Here is a 17,190-nt window from a genome sequence, read left to right as displayed (position 1 = left end):
CGTACATCTCACTTTACCGTTAAGAAGATTTAGGTTTTTTCCCCGTTCAGATATACATGACAGAATAGTTAGAAGTACCTGTCTTTACATTCCCATCCCCAAAGATATTTTTCACCTCCCCGCAAGTCATTCTTTGTTTCCCTTTAGAAAACGGCTCTACTGTAAACGCCGCTTTATTTTCGCTATCAAGATTTTCTCTGGCCGCGCGACATTGGAATATCCATAAAACAGCCTAAGAACAAGCAAAAGCTGTTCCAATTACAACTAATATGAGCTTCTAAATATGCGCCCTTACTTTTCAGATAAAATCCTTTTATTTCCTATTTTAACATAACAAGACTTAATTTTCATAAAAATCTATTTATTTAAATATTTTTAACGTAGGAGACGTCATGATTATTCGAATAGCTAAGTTTCACTTTATGTAAATGAGGATCAATCTAAGGCACCATTCTGCCTTATGATTGATCCTCATTTTTTCTTGACTAAATCTATGTCCTTATTTTTTTAATTGCAAATGTTGATTGCCATAAAAAACATGAAGAATAAAATCACGGGCTGGGACCTTCAGTTTGTCATAGGCAAGCAAAAATTCCCGATTGTCATACGCCACTTCTTTGAAAGTGACACTAATTCCTTCTGCGCCGATGTTTAGAATCGAGTATGGGGAGCGAGTGGCTTGTGATAACAACCTAAAGCGCCCGGATTAATATAAAGCCTCTCCTTAGATTTGAAATGATGTAATATATGATGATGCCCGAAACAAACGACATCTACGTCAAAAGTTTTATATAACTCATCAAGTTTCTCTATTGTTAGTTGTTGATCAATAGGTACAAACTGATTTTTTTCATTCAAATGATAATGCACAAATAATAACTTTTTCCAATTGTATTCGGCATATAATTTTTTCGGTATGTTTGATAAAGGGAGAATGAATTTTTTGTCCAGCTGTGAAGCAATCCATTGGCTGTATCGTCTTGTGAATGAATCAATTGATTCGTTCAGTTCCAAATGTTCATTCATCAAACTTCCCCGTTTGATAATCAATAATAGCCTGACGAATTTCTTCTTTTGTATTCATGACAAACGGTCCGTATGCGACAACAGGTTCATTTATTGGCTCACCTGCATACAGGAGAACGCGAAGTTTTTCTTTAGCAGTGATTTTGATTTCGCTCTCGGAATCTCCATCCACTGAACTTAAAAATAACACTTGTCCTTTATGTCCTTCTGTTTCATCGATACCAAACGTTCCGCCGCCTTCTAAAATATAAAGAAAGCCGTTATAACTTCCTGGCAAGTCTTGCACTACGCTTGCGTTAGGCTCTAATAAAATTTCTACCATCGTAACGGGCACATGATTAAGGGTCGAGGCATGTACACCTTTTGAGGAGCCGGAAAATACGCGAATGATGGCTCCTTCTTCTTGACGAATAGGCATGTCTTTCCCTTTTAAGTTTTGATAACGAGGCTCAGTCATTTTTTTCGAGCTCGGTAAATTAATCCATAACTGCAGGCTATGTACAGTAGAATCAGGTGCCGGATCTTCTTTATGAATGACACCTCTCCCAGCTGTCATCCATTGCACGTCTCCCGGCTCAAGCTTTCCATAACCTGCTTTATTATCAAAATGTTCAAGTATCCCATCAATCACATATGTCACTGTTTCAATGCCACGATGCGGATGAAGATCGAACGTTCCTCTTTGGAAAAAATCTTCCGCAAGCATTAAAAATGGATCGTATTCTTGCCAATTTCCTGGCTCTAAAACAAAACCATTTCGATGAATCGGGCTGTTTGTTTGGTGCTGCACCGTCTTAATCCGTCGAATACCTCGTTGTTTTTTCATAAAGGTCTCCTCCTGTTCCGTGCATGATGTTTAGTTCCGTTTCTAATTACACCTTATCTTGTTTTCGTAACATATTGAATTTATCACTATATACTTGCAAATGGCTTTGTTCAATCTTTGTTAATCAATTCAATAAAATGGTAAATAATCCTTGCCGTTAACCCCCAAATGACTTTATTTTCATAATAATAAAAGTGCTCATCCATTTTTCGAGGACGCCAATTATAATTTTCTCCGTTCGGAATCTTATCAAACGGAAAATTCGATTCAGGTTCTACTTTGAAGTGGACATGATAAACTTCCGGCGCCGTTTGTTGAAAGAAGGATAGCGGAACAGTAAATATTTCAGCGACTTCCTCTTTATTTGGTTTCATCTTATGAGGATGACTAATCGTAGCAACAAACGGATAAATAATCGTGCCAAAAGGAGACACAATGTAATCTAAAGGAAAAATGTTAGTAATGTTCGCTTTTTCAATCCCTAATTCTTCGACTGTCTCCCGAATGGCTGCTTCTTGTGCGTTTTTGTCATTTGGATCGATTTTTCCACCGGGAAAGCAAATTTCTCCAGGCTGTCTTTTTAAATGGAGCGCTCTAACTTCAAATAAGACGTGAAGCTCATCGTCTTTTTCGATTAACGGTAAAAGTACCGCGAATTGGCTGAACTGTTCATGTCCTAACAAAATCGGTATTCGATTGCTTAATTTGCGAATAATTGTCTTATATTCCATCATTTTCTCCTCATTTCTTGCTTCATCTTCCTACTTAATATATGCTTCCGCATCATTTTGATTGTAATTAGGAATGGGCTCCTTCATTGCCAAATAAAACGATGATCATCACATCATCGCATGCCAACGTTTTATAAATAAGCGAGAAGACTCCCACTTCTAAACGAAGTAAAAGTGGAAGTAGTTCAATATAATCTCATCACGTTTGAAAATGGATAGCAATAGCGAACTCCCTGTTCAAATTTTTTCAGAAAAACATCTATTGTCCCTATGACATGTTATATTGCCCCGTACCAGCATGATATAGTTCATAATAAAACCCTTTTGCTTTTAACAATGAATGATGAGTACCTTTTTCAATAATGCGTCCTTCATTAAGCACAAGGATTTGGTCAGCGTTTCGAATCGTATTTAAGCGATGTGCGATGACAAAACTTGTTCTTCCTTTCATGAGCCGCTGTAACGCTTCTTGTATTTTTAGCTCCGTTACTGTATCAATACTGCTTGTCGCTTCGTCTAAGATTAAGATGGACGGGTTGGCTAAAATCGCTCTTGCAATCGCCAAAAGCTGTTTTTGTCCTTGGCTGATTCCACTTCCTTCTTGGTTTAAAATGGTATCGTACCCGTTGGGAAGCTTCATAATAAACGAATGGGCATTCGCTAATTTTGCAGCTTCTTCCACGTCTTTGTCACTGGCATCTAGTCTGCCGTAACGAATATTTTCTCGAATCGTTCCTTGAAAAAGGAATGTATCTTGTAAAACGAATGCCATATGCTGTCTAAGGCTTGCTCTTTTAATACGTTTTATATCGTAGTCATCAATGAACACCTGTCCGCTATCCGGGTCATAAAAACGGGAAAGAAGGTTAATAATGGTTGTTTTTCCTGCTCCTGTCGGACCGACTAATGCTACCGTTTCACCAGGAGAAACACGAAAATGAATATCTCGAATCGTCTCCTGTCTTTTTTCATATGAAAACGAGACGTGGTGAAATTCTACTTCTCCTTTGATGTTTGGTAAATGAACGGCCTCTTTGTTGTCTTCTTCCTCTTCCATATCAATGATTTCAAAAACTCGTTCCGCCCCAGCAATCGCCGACAGCAGCATATTAAATTGGTTGGCAAGGTCGTTAAGAGGCCGAGTAAACTGTCGTGAATATTCCGCAAAAATAACGATGACCCCAATCGAAATGAGTCCTTTTAACGTAAATACTCCCCCTATCCCGGCAATGATTGCGAAGCTGACATTGTTTAATACATTCATCAGCTTTGGAATAAAACCAGAATACGTCTGCGCCCAAAAACCGGATTGTTTAAGTGTTTCATTTTTTCGTTGAAATTCAGAAATCACCTTTTTTTCTCTTGAAAACATTTTGATGATTTTTTGACCGGAAATGGATTCTTCAATGAATCCGTTGAGCTCTCCTAAATTGCGTTGCTGTTCTTTAAATAACATACTTGTACGGTTCGTAATCCACTTCATACCAAAGTACATCATTGGAACGATCGTTAACGTCAAAACCGTCAGAAGCGGACTAAGCGAAAGCATGACAAAAACCGCACCAACAAGCGTAAGAGTGCTTGAGAAAAATTGAATCATCGAACTATTTAATGTTTGACTCACATTTTCAATATCGTTCGTGATTCGACTCATTAGCTCCCCATGTTGCCGCTCTTCGAAAAAGCGGATTGGGAGTTTATGAAACTTTTCAAAAAGCTGTTTTCGCAATGAGTAAACCGTCTTTTGAGCAATCGCAGCCATCCAATAGTTTTGCAGAAAAAGAGACAGAGAGAGAAAAAGATATACTCCACCTAATATCATTATCGACTGAATAAGCCCGTCTTGCTTTTTTGTGACGATGTGTTCATCAATGATTTTTCCGATGAAGTACGGGCCAAACAGACTTAAAAAAGAGCTGAAAACAACCATTAGAAGTACAAGGGCTAACATTCCTTTTTGCTTTGAAAGAAGCGTTGATACTCTCTTTAATGTCCTAAACCCATTGTTTGCTTTTTGTTCTGATGTTTCTTTCAAACGATACTGCGGCTTCAACATATGTATTTCTCCTCGTTGCCAAGCTGTGATTGCACAATTTTTTGATAAAGAGCACATCTTTCCAATAAACATTCGTGATTCCCTTTTGCTAATAAAGTTCCTTCATCGAGAAGTAAAATCGTATCCGCTTCCATTGCCGTGCTTACCTTTTGAGTTACAATGAACGTTGTACATGTATATGATTTCAAAGCTTTGAATAATCCCGCTTCTGTTTTTAAATCGAGTGCACTTGTACTGTCATCTAGCAGTAAAATTTTTGGTTTCCGTATAAGCGCTCTTGCAATGGAAAGCCGCTGCTTTTGGCCGCCGGAAAGATTGACACCTTTTTGTCCAACCATCGTATCATATGCGTTTGGTAATTTCATAATCGTTTCATGAATTTGCGCATGTTTCGCTGCTTCCATAATTTCTTCCATCGAAGCATCTTCTTTTCCAAATGCGATATTTTCTTTCACCGTTCCGGAAAACAATAAAACTTCTTGCGGAGCAAAACCAATTTCTTTTCGCAACATTTCTTGATTCATGTCGCGAACATCGATGTCATCAATCAAAACCCGGCCTTTATTCACATCATACAGCTGCGGAATTAATTGCAGCAAAGAAGACTTTCCAGACCCAGTTGCTCCTAAAATGGCAATTGTCTCGCCCGGGTGGGCAATAAACGAAATATTTTTTAAAACCGGGGCATGAGTATTGGGATATTGGAAGTAAACATCTTCAAATACGACTTTGCCTTCTTTAATCGTTGTTTCATGATGGATTTCTTCACGATCTGACAAATCGATGTTTACCGTCAGTACTTCTGAAATACGCTGTGCCGATGCTTTTGCCCGGGAAAAAACAATGAGAATAAACGTAAAAATCGATAAAGCTGAGGTAATACGTGTAGCATAGTTGACAATCGCTACCACCTCTCCTGCTTTTGCGCTACCTATTTGGATGTTCATATTACCAAACCAAAGAATGATGATAATCCCTATGTTCATAACAAATAACAAAACAGGCATTGAAAGTTCCATGATTTGTACTGATTGAATGGTACGCTTCATTAAATCTTCATTCGCTTTTATAAAACGTCGCTGTTCATGTTCCCCTCTCATCATTGCTTTAATAAGTTTCATTCCCGCTAAATTCTCCCGCATTACTTCATTGACTTGGTCGAGTTTTTGCTGCACCATTTTAAATAATGACATTCCTTTATTCATCATCCATATAAGAAACAATAATAAAATAGGAATCGTGAAAACTAAAATAAGCGCGAGCTTGAAGTGAACAAAGAGCGCCATCACTGTACCGAACAACACTAACAGCGGGGCCCGCAGCATAATACGCAAACTCATAAATACAGTGTTTTGTATTTGTGTGACATCGTTTGTCATTCGTGTAATTAAAGAAGAAGTCGGGAATTGATTTAAATTAGAAAAAGAAAACGATTGAACTTTTTCGAATAAACGATTTCTCAAAGCAAATCCGAAATTTTGACCGACGTGAGCAGCCGTAAAAGAATTGGCAATTCCAGCCACAAAAGCAATAAAGGAAGTGCCCAACATGATGCCCCCCCACTTCCAGACGACAGAAAAATCGTTTTTCAGTATTCCATCATCAATGATTTTTGCCATCAGCCATGGATGCCATAGCTCAACCGCTAATTCAACGAGCATAAGCCCCCATGCTAGTATCATCCATTTCGCATATGGTTTTAAATACGATAGCACACCGAACATGCAAAACCTCCAAACAAAAGTTACTGTTCATTTTATTCTAACTTTTTCTGGTTGCTTTTTACAAATTTTTGCTTCTGATTCTAAAAATCAAGAAGCGGGAAATCTTTAAAAATACACGTTCCCGCTTCTGTATGGCTTGTTTGCTATATTATCTTTTTTGTAAATAATCGACAATTCCCATCGCACAAACGTTTAAATCTAAGCGAATAATTTCATAAACATCCGCTTCGCGAGGTATATGTTGTTCGTCTAAAAAGGCGCGAACCATTTCAAAAAGACCTCTGGATATAGCATCTGTTTTCTCTTCAAAAGAGGCGTTAAGATTTTCTTTCGTTATTCTTTCACCAACTTCCACAAACTTTGGCAGCCAGTACCTTAATTGTTCAAAGACAGCGCTTGGATTTTCTGACATGCCGAAATGGCCGAAATACACTCGCTCAAGATTGAAATTCTCAAGGCGCTCAGCGGAATCTAACATCGCTGTTGGATTAAATTGATTCGGGGAAGTCGAAGGTAAATAAAATTCTAATCCGTACTCAAGCAATTGCGGATAAAATACTCCAACGGTATCTCCCGTGAAAACGCCATTACTACGCGAATCATAAATAGAGAAATGATGGTTGGCGTGTCCAGGAGTATGAAGGAATGTCAACGTGCGATTTTCGCCAATCTGTAATGTATCGCCATCTTCCATGGCAAATAAACGTTCTTCTGGAACAGGCAAGATCGGATTGAATAATTCATCAAATTTCTCACGGTAAACAGCTTTCGCACCTTGGATTAATCTTGAAGGATCAGCTAAATGCCGTTTCCCTTTTGGATGCACGAAGACATTGGCATTCGGACACTTCTCAAGTAAAAGACCGACCCCGCCCGCATGGTCAAGATGAATGTGGGTGACAATAATGTTTTTAATGTTTTTTGCCTCAATCCCTAACATTTCTAACCCTTTTAGTAAATACGGAATGGACGGACTTGCGCTCGTTTCAATAATCGTTAACTCTTCTTCATGAAGCACGTATGTACCTGTTCTTTGCGCTACTCCTAAATCATAAACATCAATCAATGAAACCCCATGTCCTAAATCAGTTGGATTTTTCATATTTTTCCTCCTATATATTATTTTGGACATAACTTAACAAATATTCTATCAGATGAAAGTTTTATGAAGAATGTTGCCGGAGAGTATAATAACCCCCCTGTAAAACTCAGCACCTTTATGATAAGAGTGGTTTATTATGGTTAAAACATTCTACAAATCCATTCAATTTCCTTGTTTAACTAACTGTTCTGAATCGAAAAAACAAAACCTTAGACATTTAGGGGATTACAAGAATTCTTTGCTCTAGGTAAAAGGGATGTTTAACATATGAATATTAGTAAAACTTGAACTCTAAAGTTTATACATACTGACTTCCAATCGGGTTTTTTGTAATTTTTGTGGTATTATAACATGAATAGAATATGTTAGAATTCATATTCCAATAACTATTTATTTTTAGATGAACCTCCTCGTTTAGAGGGAGAGACTTCTCGAAAAAAATGTTAAATGATAAAGAATTTCTAGTTAGCGGTTATCACTTTCAGTTTCACAAGTTTTTCCCAAAAAAATAGAGGAAGAATTCGTTTCTTCCTCTCATTAGTACACATCGCGTTTCGTAAAGACGAGAAATGAAATCATAAGAGCAACCAATCCCCAAACAGCAAGAACGGTCATAGAAAATCCAAGTGTCATTCCATCAATCGGTGGCGCCATACCACTCACGTAATCGGTAAGTCGTAAGTTAACCATAAAAAGGTATTTGGCTGATTCCCAAGATGATACCATATTGGACAAAATCGTTCCTGAAATGAGTGCTGCTAGCATAATCCCCATAACAGCGGCTGTGCTCTTCATTAGAACCGAAAGCATAAACGTCAATGTTCCGACAATGATAGATACGAACCAAACAAGACCAAATTCCATTAATAAGTATTTCCATTGTGAAAGTATGTGAACGTTCGTTGTATCTAATTCTTCTCCTTGTACAGAGAATCCAGTTAATAAAGGCATTGTCCAACCAGCGAATCCAAATACGACCCCGGAAATAAAATAAGAGATCACCCCTAGCGACAGAAGTATAAATGAAACCGATAAAATCATTGCGATATATTTACTCAACAATATTTTCCATCTCTTTACAGGTCTAGTTAATAATAATTTAATGGTCCCGCCACTTGCCTCCGAAGAAACTAAATCTGCGGCAATGACCATCACCATGAGCGGGATGAAAAGGTCAATCGAATTTTCAGCAAACATTCGCATAAACGTGGGTGCCCCTGGTGCAGATGGATTAATGTCATGATCGAGATAGTATTGTTGTTGTTGCAGGCGAATCTGTAAAAACTTTCGCCATTCTTCCGATAATCCGCTCGAATTCAAACGATTTTGCGTATCAATGATTTGCTGCTGGAGCTGCGAACGCCAATCCGTTGTGCCTAATTGTTCTTGCAATGATTGAACACGTTTCATTTGAGCGTATGTAAAAAGAGCAACGAGAACCACGATAATCGCTGCAATGATCAACAGGCGTCTTTTACGAACAATTTTAATCATTTCATTATAAACTAAATTAATCAATCGTCTCGCCCCCCGTTAGCTCGATAAATAAATCTTCAAGCGTTGGAAGTTTTGTGCGGATTTCACTCACTTTGACTCCTGCTTTCACTAACCTTTCATTCCATGATGAGAGTTTGTCCGCTTCATAATAAGTAACCAACGTGCCGTCTTCTTCTCCTATAATCACCGTTTCTTCCTCTAAAAGAGATTTTGCTTTTTCGATCGGTTCCACTTTCCATATAACGCGTTCCTGTTCTGCAAGGAGATGTTCCACCGTATCAATTCGAATAATTTTCCCTTTTGACATAATCGCGACACGGTCACACATAAGTTGAATTTCGCTTAATAAATGAGAGGAAACGAGTACGGTCAATCCCTCTTTTTCCGCTAAAAAGCGAATAAATTCCCGCATTTCACGAATACCGACAGGGTCTAATCCGTTAGTTGGTTCATCTAAAATAAGGATTTTCGGTTTACCCAATAGCGCCTGCGCAATGCCAAGACGTTGCCGCATCCCTAATGAATAAGTGCTGACGCGATCATGGATTCGGTTTTGAAGTCCGACTAATTCTACGACCTCTGATATACGATTTTCAGGAATATCAGGTACCATTCGCGCAAAATGTTCGAGATTTTCCCAACCAGTCAAATATGGGTATAATTCAGGATTTTCCACGATACAACCAATTTGCCGAATCGCTTTAGAAAATTCTCGGTGCAAATCATAGCCACAAAGCGAGATTTGTCCAGAAGTTGGTTTGATTAGCCCAACAAGCATGCGAATAGTTGTCGTTTTCCCCGCTCCATTCGGGCCTAAAAAGCCGAATACTTCGCCTTTTTTCAATTCAAAGGAAAGACCTTTAATGATTTCTTTTTTTCCTATCTTTTTTCTTAAGTCTTTAACAACAAGAGTCACATTTCCATTAGTCATTTTTCTCATCCTCCTCCGTGAACGTAATTAGTGATGCCACACGTTCACCGATAAGCTTGTAGCCTTCTTTGTTCGGATGGAATTTATCACTATACAAATAGTCATTCACATTCAGTTCAAACAAATCAAAGGTTGGAACAGCGATAATACTTGGATAGTTTGAGGCAACTTCTGCTGAATCAAAATTCCATTCACGCACCACAGCCGATGTCGTTTTGGCATCCTTAAGGTCGTTAAACGGATTATAAAGGCTGATGTAAAACACAACCGCGTTCGGATTTAAACTGCGAATCGTTTTGAAAATGGTATGGAGGTTTTGCAAATAATCCGCTTTTGCTTGATTGATTCGTTCAAGTGAGAAGTTACTTAATGCTTCTCCACTTTGAAACAAGTCATTTCCACCAATCGTCATCAGAATAATGTCCGCTTGCTTAATTTGTCGTTGTACTTCTACTTGTTGAAGCTGAGAAGCTAAACCAGCGGAACGTTGTCCTTTAATGGCTAAGTTTTTCACATGAATGCTTTGTTTTGTTTTTGTTTGCAGTTCATCTACTACATAACCGACATAGCCTTTGCCACTTTCATCTCCTGTACCTCGAGTTAATGAGTCTCCAAGCGCAATGATATGAATTCCGTCCTCTTGTTTGGCAACAACATCCTTTAACGAAATTTCTTTTATCGGTGCTTCACTTTCATAAAAAAATTGATCTTTTATCGTAAGTCCAAGCCCCGCAATCCATAATCCACTTGAAAAGATTGAGAGAGCGGTGATGATTTTCACAACATTCCCTTTCACAGAACCATCCTTTCTATTTGTATATCAATCATGATCTGTCTCCATTTAGTTCCATCATACATCAATCCGCACTGTTAAATCATTTAATAAGCGTTTTTCATCCCAAGTACCAACTTGCTTATATGTGTATCGTATCAAAATAAGGGATCTTAAAAACTATATAAAAATAAAAAACGAGTCGTTGTATAGGTGACTCGTTTTATGTATAAATGCATTTTAAATTAAAAAACGGGACCGTTGGTATTCGCTTCACAATTCAAAGTATATATGCATTAATTTTCTAAAAATTAAATATTTGTTGCGAAATTTATATAAAGAAATCTCCTTTATATCTATTATCACATAATCTAAAAGTAGCCGATAGTCTGTAAAAAGCATTTAGGAGAGGTGAAAATGACAGTAGAAATCATATCTAACCTGTTCAGAAGCTTTGCTTTAAGAGAATGTAGAGGCTCTAGTGATTTATATGAACATTTGGCACTGAAGATGGCTGAGGATGAAGAGCTTCTTGAAATTGCAGCAAATGCTCGTCCCGGTCAGCCCGTTCCGAACTTATTTTTTGGTGCGGTTCAATACTTGTTATTAAAAGGAAAAGACCACGAATTGCGAGAATACTATCATAGTATTGTTGAACATCCAAAAAATGATAAAGATTCCTTCCCTTCTTTCCGTGATTTTTGCTTACAAAACCAAAATGATATCATTACCATTTTGAAAAGTAAGCTCGTGCAAACAAACGAGGTTCGCCGCTGCGCCTACCTATACCCTAGTTTTTGTTATATTTATCACCAAGTGAAAAAGCCGTTATCTTTAATAGAAATAGGAACAAGCGCGGGATTACAGCTATTATGGGATCAGTACCGTTACTCCTACGGTTCGAATGAATCGTATGGGAATCCAGAGTCAAATGTCCACATTCAATCTGAAATAAAAGGAGAAAATACGCCATTTTTACTCCAAGAAAGTCCCCCTGTAGCAGCTAGAATTGGAATAGATCTCCATGTCAATGACTTAACAAATCTTGAAAATTATATATGGCTCAAATCGTTAATATGGCCAGAACATAAGGATCGATTAGAACTTTTTGAGAAAGCCGCAAGCTGCTTAAAAAAGCACCGTGTCAACTTGATTGAAGGAGACGGAGTATCACTACTTCCTGAAATCGCAAAAAACGTTCAAGAAGATACGGCCATCTGTATCTTCCATACCCATGTCGCTAACCAAATACCGAAAGAGGCTAAATTGAGATTATTAGAGCAAGTAAAGCAGCTCGGTCAAACGAGAGATGTATTTCATTTGTACAATAATATGTGGGATACAAAGCTACACCTTGATTATTTCCTTAACGGTCAAGAATACAATGAAATCGTTGCAGAAACAGACGGACATGCACGTTGGTTTCGCTGGATGTTGTAATGTATTTGTGAAGGTATTTTCGTAGAAAAAGCGGGCACAATTTGCCCGCTTTTCTCTATTAAAACTTAGCCTGATAATTTTCAATTTCCCAAGCATGTACAGCTGTACGGTAGCTGTCCCATTCTGCTTTTTTCATTGCTACGTACTCACCAAATACGTGATCACCTAAAGTTTTACGACCAATTGTACCGTTCTCTAATTCTTGAATCGCTGCACCTAAACTGCCAGGAAGATTTTCGATGCCAAGTTCTGCACGACGTTCTTCAGTCATATGGAAAATATCTTCGTCAATTGGTGCTGGTGCCTGTAACTCTTTTTCAATTCCATCAAGACCTGCTTCTGCGATAACAGCAAATGTTAAATATGGGTTGGCAGATGGGTCTGGACAGCGAAGCTCTACGCGAGTAGCTAAACCTTTTTTCGCTGGAATACGAATTAATGCTGAACGGTTTGAAGCGGACCAAGCGATATAGCAAGGAGCTTCATAACCTGGCACAAGCCGCTTGTAAGAGTTGACTAATGGGTTTGTAATCGCTGCAAAGCTTTTTACATGTTTCATTAAACCAGCAATAAATTGGTAAGCTGTTTTCGAAAGCTGGTTTTCATCAGATGGATCAAAGAACGCATTTTCGTTTCCTTTAAAGAAAGACATATTTACGTGCATGCCTGAACCATTAATTCCAAATACTGGTTTCGGCATAAATGTTGCGTGTAAGCCGAATTTGCTTGCAATCGTTTTTACTACCCATTTGTACGTTGTTGCATTGTCTGCAGAGCGTAATGCATCAGCATATTTAAAGTTGATTTCATGTTGTCCCTCTGCTACTTCATGATGAGAAGCTTCAATCGTAAAGCCCATTGCTTTTAACGCACGATAAATTTCAAGACGCACGCGCTCCCCGAAATCTTTTGGAGACGGCTCAAAGTAACCACCGTTATCGTGGAGTTCTGTTGTCGGATTTCCGTTCGCATCTGCTTTAAATAAGAAGAATTCCAACTCTGGGCCTACTGAGATTGTAAACCCTTTTTCTGCTGCGCGCTCCATCGTTTTCTTTAATACATTGCGAGGATCACCTTCAAATAACGTTCCATCAGGATTTATAACAGAGCAAAGGAAACGAGCTTCAGCATATCCATCTTCCACTGTCCAAGGTAATACAGCAAATGTATTTAAATCTGGAAGAAGATAAAGATCGGATTTGTCAATCGGAGAAAATCCTTTAATCGAAGAACCATCGAACATAATTTTCCCTTCGACTACATCTTCTAGTTGCTCAACTGTCACTGTCACATGCTTTAAAATTCCTTCAATATCAACAAATTGTAAATGAAGAAGCTCAACATTTTTTTGTTTGATTGTTTCTTTAATTTGTTCAAGTGTCAATGTATCGTTATTTGTTTGAGAAAGCGTCGTATTCACCATGTTACATAACCTCACATTTGGACGTATGATTTCTTAACATGGTTTCATTATATTGAAAGATTTCTTTTTTGACAACACATTTTCTTTAAATATTTTTGTATTTTTATAATCTATCATCAGAAAGCGTTTTCATTCGTTTTGAGGCCTAGTAAACTCGAATGATTAAATCTATTTCTTCTGAATTTCGAATTCATTGTCACAGAGAGCTCTTTTTATTTACACAAAAACGGATATTTATACAATTATTCTTTAATCACCTTGATTAAAGACTACCTACCAATTTTTTAGTGATGTTCTCCTTTCGTGTAATCGTTTGTATACGTGCTATATAATAAAATTAGGTTCTTCTCTAAACAAGAAGAACCTAAACTTAGAACTATAACAATTTTTCCATAACCATTACATCCACAAATTGACCGTCTAACTTTCCCTGTTTTTCAAAAACACCAACTTCTCGAAATCCCATTTTTCGATATAAACTTTGTCCTAGTGTATTGAAAGCATTTTATAAAATCCATTCGTTTTTGCTGCTTTCTCTAGTTCTTTCAGAAGAACAGTCCCAATCCCTTTTCCTCTAAAGCTGCGTTCAACATATACAGAGAGATCAGCAACACCATCATAAGCACAGCGATGGGAGTAACGATTCAAAGAAGCCCAGCCCACACTTTGACTGTCTATTTCTGCTACAAGAACGGAGTAGCATCCTTGATGTTCCTCAAACCACGATCTAATAAACGACATGTCTTTTAGGTCTTGCTCTAATGTGGAGATACAATCTTCAATCCCTTGATTATAGATTTGTAGTATGCCGCTCAAATCATCCATATGCGCTTTTCAGACCATAACATTTTGCATCATCCTTTTTCCTTCCTGCGTGCTATTTTTTTCATTACAACAAGAGTCTTTATCTTCTTTTAACTCTCCCATTTTATCCTAGCACTCATTGTTTTTCTGGTTGTCCAATTTTTACGTCTTAGTCGTTTTCATAGATACTTGTTTCCCTAAATCTTCATCCCATACACGTTGGATTTCAAAGGTTCCGGGTTCAAAAAATAGGTTGAATCTTTCCTTGAACCATTGTTGCATTGGTAATTTTAGAGCTTCATTAATCGGAACCCAATGCAATTCTCCTTCCGGTGGATTTTCGTGAAGCTCCCCTTCAAACGTGTCCGTCCAATAATTAAATACCATATAACGTACCTTTTCTTTCGGATTGACCCATTCATCTATTCCCTTAAAAATGAGATTAGAAACTGTTAATCCTGTTTCCTCTTTCACTTCTCTAGCGGCACCTTCCACGATGCTCTCCGGAAACTCGACTTTCCCGCCAGGTGCTATATATCCAGGATATCCTAAACGGTCTGGGCGTTTGATTAATAAGACCTTGTCCCCGTTTTGTACCATACACACCGTGTACATTCTATGTTCTATACTTTTCCAATCATAAGACATACGTTTTCATCTCCTTCTCAATCCAATCCCCGTGTTCATTTCGTGAACGATTCATCTACCAACAAAGTTTACATAATATTATTATTGTTTCTTACTCGTTTTAAAAAATTTCGTTATCCTTGAATACATACGGTGCTGATGCTTTAAGTAATCATTCTCTCCCCTTAGATGATAAGGTATTAACTAATTTGCTGTTTATAAATCTACCTAATTTTATCTCTTAATTTACAAAAATATTTCCGAACCAAAATAGTTCCATAGATGATTTTTGCTTAAAACGTTACAAACTAAAAAATGTATAAAACGACATTTACTCTTTCCACCCTTTCTTCACTCTTCTCCTAAGCCAAATATCCACTAGATTCGTTGACTTAGTCGTTTGCTGATTATCAAAACGATACAAAATTTTTTAAGTAGTATAAATTTACCGTTATGTTTTAGGAAAATCAACATATATATGTATACTATCCCAAATTCCTTGAGGAGGGATTTTTTATGAATTGGGTGCGTTTCATACCGATTATCTTCTTTTCTGCCACCGCTCTTTCTCTTTTTTCATTTCAAACCGTGGAGATTATTGGGGCAATTCAGGAGATGATTGAATATTATTTTCATAAGTCTTAATCTTCACATACGCATTAATAAACTTGGAATAAACAACCATCAAGTGAATATGGATGGTCGTTTATTCCTTTTTTAGTGTGAACAATAGGATTAGAACGAATAAAATTCATTCGGCTTAACCATTTTCTCAGTCTGAATATATTGAGCAAATTCTTCTTCTGTTACATATCCTGTTTTGATTGCCGCTTCTTTTAACGTGATTCCTTCTCGATAAGCTAGTTTGGCGATTTCCGCTGCCTTTTCATAGCCGATATATGGATTTAATGCTGTAACAAGCATAAGTGACTCATTCACATACTTGTTAATCATCTCTAGGTTCGGTTTTATACCGACAGCACATTTATCATTAAATGAGTTTATTCCATCTGCTAATAGACGAACAGATTGTAAAAAGTTATAAATAATAACCGGCTTAAATACATTCAACTCAAAATTGCCCTGACTTGCCGCAAAGCCGATTGTTGCATCGTTGCCAAAAATCTGTACTGAAATCATCGTCAACGCTTCACTTTGTGTCGGATTCACTTTTCCAGGCATAATCGAACTTCCTGGTTCGTTAGACGGTATTGAAATTTCCCCGATTCCGCATCTTGGGCCGCTTGCCAGCCAGCGGACATCATTAGCGATTTTCATCAAGTCTGCGGCTAATGCTTTTAAGGCTCCGTGAACATAGACAAACTCATCATGACTCGTCAGCGCATGAAATTTGTTTGATGCTGATTCAAATGTATATCCAGTAAATTGGCTAATAAACTCTGCTACCATTTCTCCGAATTTTGGGTGAGCATTTATTCCCGTTCCAACGGCTGTACCACCAATTGCGAGTTCTCTTAAACAACGACTACTTTCGTTGATCATGAATTCACTTTTTTCAAGCATTCGTACCCATCCGCTTATCTCCTGTCCTAACGTAAGCGGTGTAGCATCTTGGAGATGGGTGCGTCCAATCTTAACAATAGAGTCAAACTCATCTGATTTATGTTGTAATGTATTCTTCAATCTCTCAATCGCAGGCAGTAATGTCTCTTGTATAGCGATAAACGCAGAAATGTGCATCACACTTGGAAATGTATCATTGGAACTTTGACTCATATTCACGTCATCATTGGGATGAACCTTCTCGTTCATGTCCTGCTTATCTAAAAGTTGGTTTGCACGAAAGGAAATTACTTCGTTTACATTCATGTTCGTTTGTGTACCGCTTCCTGTTTGCCAGACAACAAGCGGAAAATGCTCGTCTAATTTCCCCTCTATGATTTCATCAGCTGCTTGTGCAATCGCGGTAGCTTTATTTTGACTTAGTCTTCCTAATTTATGATTTACGAGCGCGGCACATTTTTTTAATAAAGCTAAAGCACGAACGACTTCGATTGGCATTTTCTCTCGTCCAATTTTAAAATTTTCTAGACTACGCTGTGTTTGCGCTCCCCACATTTTATCAATCGGGACTTGTATTTCTCCTAACGTGTCTTTTTCAATTCGGTAATTCATGTTAGACCTCCCTGTTATAATAATGTTTCATATATCCTTATGTAGATTATGTAGATTTTGTCTTACTGTATTGCTATTAATAACATGTCCAATAT

General features: G+C 37.7%; 14 protein-coding genes and 1 pseudogene. 2 read left to right on the top strand and 13 right to left on the bottom strand.

The annotated features are described in order from the left end of the window. Positions 1-651: 651 nt before the first annotated feature. The 9 genes from HNQ85_RS03925 to HNQ85_RS03885 all read right to left on the bottom strand — a co-directional run bounded on the left by HNQ85_RS03925 (position 652) and on the right by HNQ85_RS03885 (position 10,689). The gene (locus HNQ85_RS03925) at positions 652-1,026 is read right to left on the bottom strand and encodes a metallophosphoesterase family protein (RefSeq protein ID WP_181536367.1); all 375 of its coding nucleotides are present in this window, start codon (positions 1,024-1,026) and stop codon (positions 652-654) included. Then, on the bottom strand, positions 1,019-1,852 hold the full coding sequence (locus tag HNQ85_RS03920) for a pirin family protein (protein WP_181536365.1): 834 nt from the start codon (positions 1,850-1,852) through the stop codon (positions 1,019-1,021). The genes HNQ85_RS03925 and HNQ85_RS03920 overlap by 8 nt, the downstream gene beginning before the upstream one ends. Positions 1,853-1,962: 110 nt before the next feature. Further along, complete coding sequence (locus HNQ85_RS03915; protein ID WP_181536362.1) at positions 1,963-2,583, bottom strand: NUDIX hydrolase; 621 nt, start codon at positions 2,581-2,583, stop codon at positions 1,963-1,965. A 268-nt stretch (positions 2,584-2,851) separates the two neighbouring features. Then, complete coding sequence (locus HNQ85_RS03910) at positions 2,852-4,639, bottom strand: ABC transporter ATP-binding protein (protein ID WP_181536360.1); 1,788 nt, start codon at positions 4,637-4,639, stop codon at positions 2,852-2,854. Then, positions 4,633-6,363 (bottom strand): ABC transporter ATP-binding protein, encoded by a 1,731-nt coding sequence (locus HNQ85_RS03905; RefSeq protein WP_181536358.1) that lies wholly within the window; start codon positions 6,361-6,363, stop codon positions 4,633-4,635. Before HNQ85_RS03905 ends, HNQ85_RS03910 begins: the two co-directional genes overlap by 7 nt. Before the next feature lie 148 nt (positions 6,364-6,511). Continuing rightward, complete coding sequence (locus HNQ85_RS03900; protein WP_181536356.1) at positions 6,512-7,465, bottom strand: MBL fold metallo-hydrolase; 954 nt, start codon at positions 7,463-7,465, stop codon at positions 6,512-6,514. Between the two features lie 537 nt (positions 7,466-8,002). Further along, complete coding sequence (locus HNQ85_RS03895; RefSeq protein WP_181536354.1) at positions 8,003-8,983, bottom strand: ABC transporter permease; 981 nt, start codon at positions 8,981-8,983, stop codon at positions 8,003-8,005. Beyond that, positions 8,976-9,893: an ABC transporter ATP-binding protein gene (locus HNQ85_RS03890; protein WP_181536352.1), complete on the bottom strand. Its 918-nt coding sequence runs from the start codon at positions 9,891-9,893 to the stop codon at positions 8,976-8,978. Before HNQ85_RS03890 ends, HNQ85_RS03895 begins: the two co-directional genes overlap by 8 nt. Beyond that, complete coding sequence (locus tag HNQ85_RS03885; protein WP_181536350.1) at positions 9,886-10,689, bottom strand: GDSL-type esterase/lipase family protein; 804 nt, start codon at positions 10,687-10,689, stop codon at positions 9,886-9,888. The genes HNQ85_RS03890 and HNQ85_RS03885 overlap by 8 nt, the downstream gene beginning before the upstream one ends. 393 nt (positions 10,690-11,082) lie before the next feature. Between HNQ85_RS03885 and HNQ85_RS03880 the strand changes: the two genes are divergently transcribed. After that, the gene (locus tag HNQ85_RS03880; protein ID WP_181536347.1) at positions 11,083-12,105 is read left to right on the top strand and encodes a DUF2332 domain-containing protein; all 1,023 of its coding nucleotides are present in this window, start codon (positions 11,083-11,085) and stop codon (positions 12,103-12,105) included. Between the two features lie 58 nt (positions 12,106-12,163). Here the strand turns inward: HNQ85_RS03880 and glnA are convergent, their stop codons facing one another. The 3 genes and pseudogenes from glnA to HNQ85_RS03865 form a co-directional block, all read right to left on the bottom strand. After that, entirely contained in the window at positions 12,164-13,528 is a 1,365-nt protein-coding gene (gene glnA, locus HNQ85_RS03875; RefSeq protein ID WP_181536345.1) for a type I glutamate--ammonia ligase, read from the bottom strand. A gap of 376 nt (positions 13,529-13,904) precedes the next feature. Next, positions 13,905-14,353: pseudogene (locus HNQ85_RS03870) on the bottom strand (arsinothricin resistance N-acetyltransferase ArsN1 family A). Positions 14,354-14,494: 141 nt separating this feature from the next. After that, a complete protein-coding gene (locus HNQ85_RS03865; protein ID WP_181536343.1) occupies positions 14,495-14,980 on the bottom strand; it encodes an 8-oxo-dGTP diphosphatase in 486 nt (161 codons plus the stop codon). Between the two features lie 495 nt (positions 14,981-15,475). Here HNQ85_RS03865 and HNQ85_RS17770 point away from each other — a divergent pair, with 495 nt between their 5' ends. Continuing rightward, positions 15,476-15,604: a hypothetical protein gene (locus HNQ85_RS17770; protein WP_281363418.1), complete on the top strand. Its 129-nt coding sequence runs from the start codon at positions 15,476-15,478 to the stop codon at positions 15,602-15,604. A 90-nt stretch (positions 15,605-15,694) separates the two neighbouring features. Here the strand turns inward: HNQ85_RS17770 and fumC are convergent, their stop codons facing one another. Next, positions 15,695-17,095, bottom strand: a complete 1,401-nt coding sequence (gene fumC / locus HNQ85_RS03860) for a class II fumarate hydratase (RefSeq protein ID WP_181536341.1) — start codon at positions 17,093-17,095, stop codon at positions 15,695-15,697. Positions 17,096-17,190: the final 95 nt, after the last annotated feature.

The sequence above is a fragment of the [Anoxybacillus] calidus genome (assembly GCF_013760845.1).
Classification (GTDB): Bacteria; Bacillota; Bacilli; order Bacillales; family Anoxybacillaceae; genus Paranoxybacillus; species Paranoxybacillus calidus.
The sequence above is the reverse complement of the archived record's forward strand: the minus strand, read 5'-3'. Positions and strand labels throughout refer to the sequence as shown.

Excerpts from the sequence above, each read along its gene's own strand:
- HNQ85_RS03865 (WP_181536343.1), bottom strand. The coding sequence starts at position 14,980 with ATGTCTTATGATTGGAAAAGTATAGAACATAGAATGTACACGGTGTGT.
- HNQ85_RS03900 (WP_181536356.1), bottom strand. The coding sequence starts at position 7,465 with ATGAAAAATCCAACTGATTTAGGACATGGGGTTTCATTGATTGATGTT.
- HNQ85_RS03920 (WP_181536365.1), bottom strand. The coding sequence starts at position 1,852 with ATGAAAAAACAACGAGGTATTCGACGGATTAAGACGGTGCAGCACCAA.
- HNQ85_RS03915 (WP_181536362.1), bottom strand. The coding sequence starts at position 2,583 with ATGGAATATAAGACAATTATTCGCAAATTAAGCAATCGAATACCGATT.
- HNQ85_RS17770 (WP_281363418.1), top strand. The coding sequence starts at position 15,476 with ATGAATTGGGTGCGTTTCATACCGATTATCTTCTTTTCTGCCACCGCT.
- HNQ85_RS03880 (WP_181536347.1), top strand. The coding sequence starts at position 11,083 with ATGACAGTAGAAATCATATCTAACCTGTTCAGAAGCTTTGCTTTAAGA.
- glnA (WP_181536345.1), bottom strand. The coding sequence starts at position 13,528 with ATGGTGAATACGACGCTTTCTCAAACAAATAACGATACATTGACACTT.
- HNQ85_RS03905 (WP_181536358.1), bottom strand. The coding sequence starts at position 6,363 with ATGTTCGGTGTGCTATCGTATTTAAAACCATATGCGAAATGGATGATA.
- HNQ85_RS03890 (WP_181536352.1), bottom strand. The coding sequence starts at position 9,893 with ATGACTAATGGAAATGTGACTCTTGTTGTTAAAGACTTAAGAAAAAAG.
- HNQ85_RS03910 (WP_181536360.1), bottom strand. The coding sequence starts at position 4,639 with ATGTTGAAGCCGCAGTATCGTTTGAAAGAAACATCAGAACAAAAAGCA.
- HNQ85_RS03925 (WP_181536367.1), bottom strand. The coding sequence starts at position 1,026 with ATGAATGAACATTTGGAACTGAACGAATCAATTGATTCATTCACAAGA.
- fumC (WP_181536341.1), bottom strand. The coding sequence starts at position 17,095 with ATGAATTACCGAATTGAAAAAGACACGTTAGGAGAAATACAAGTCCCG.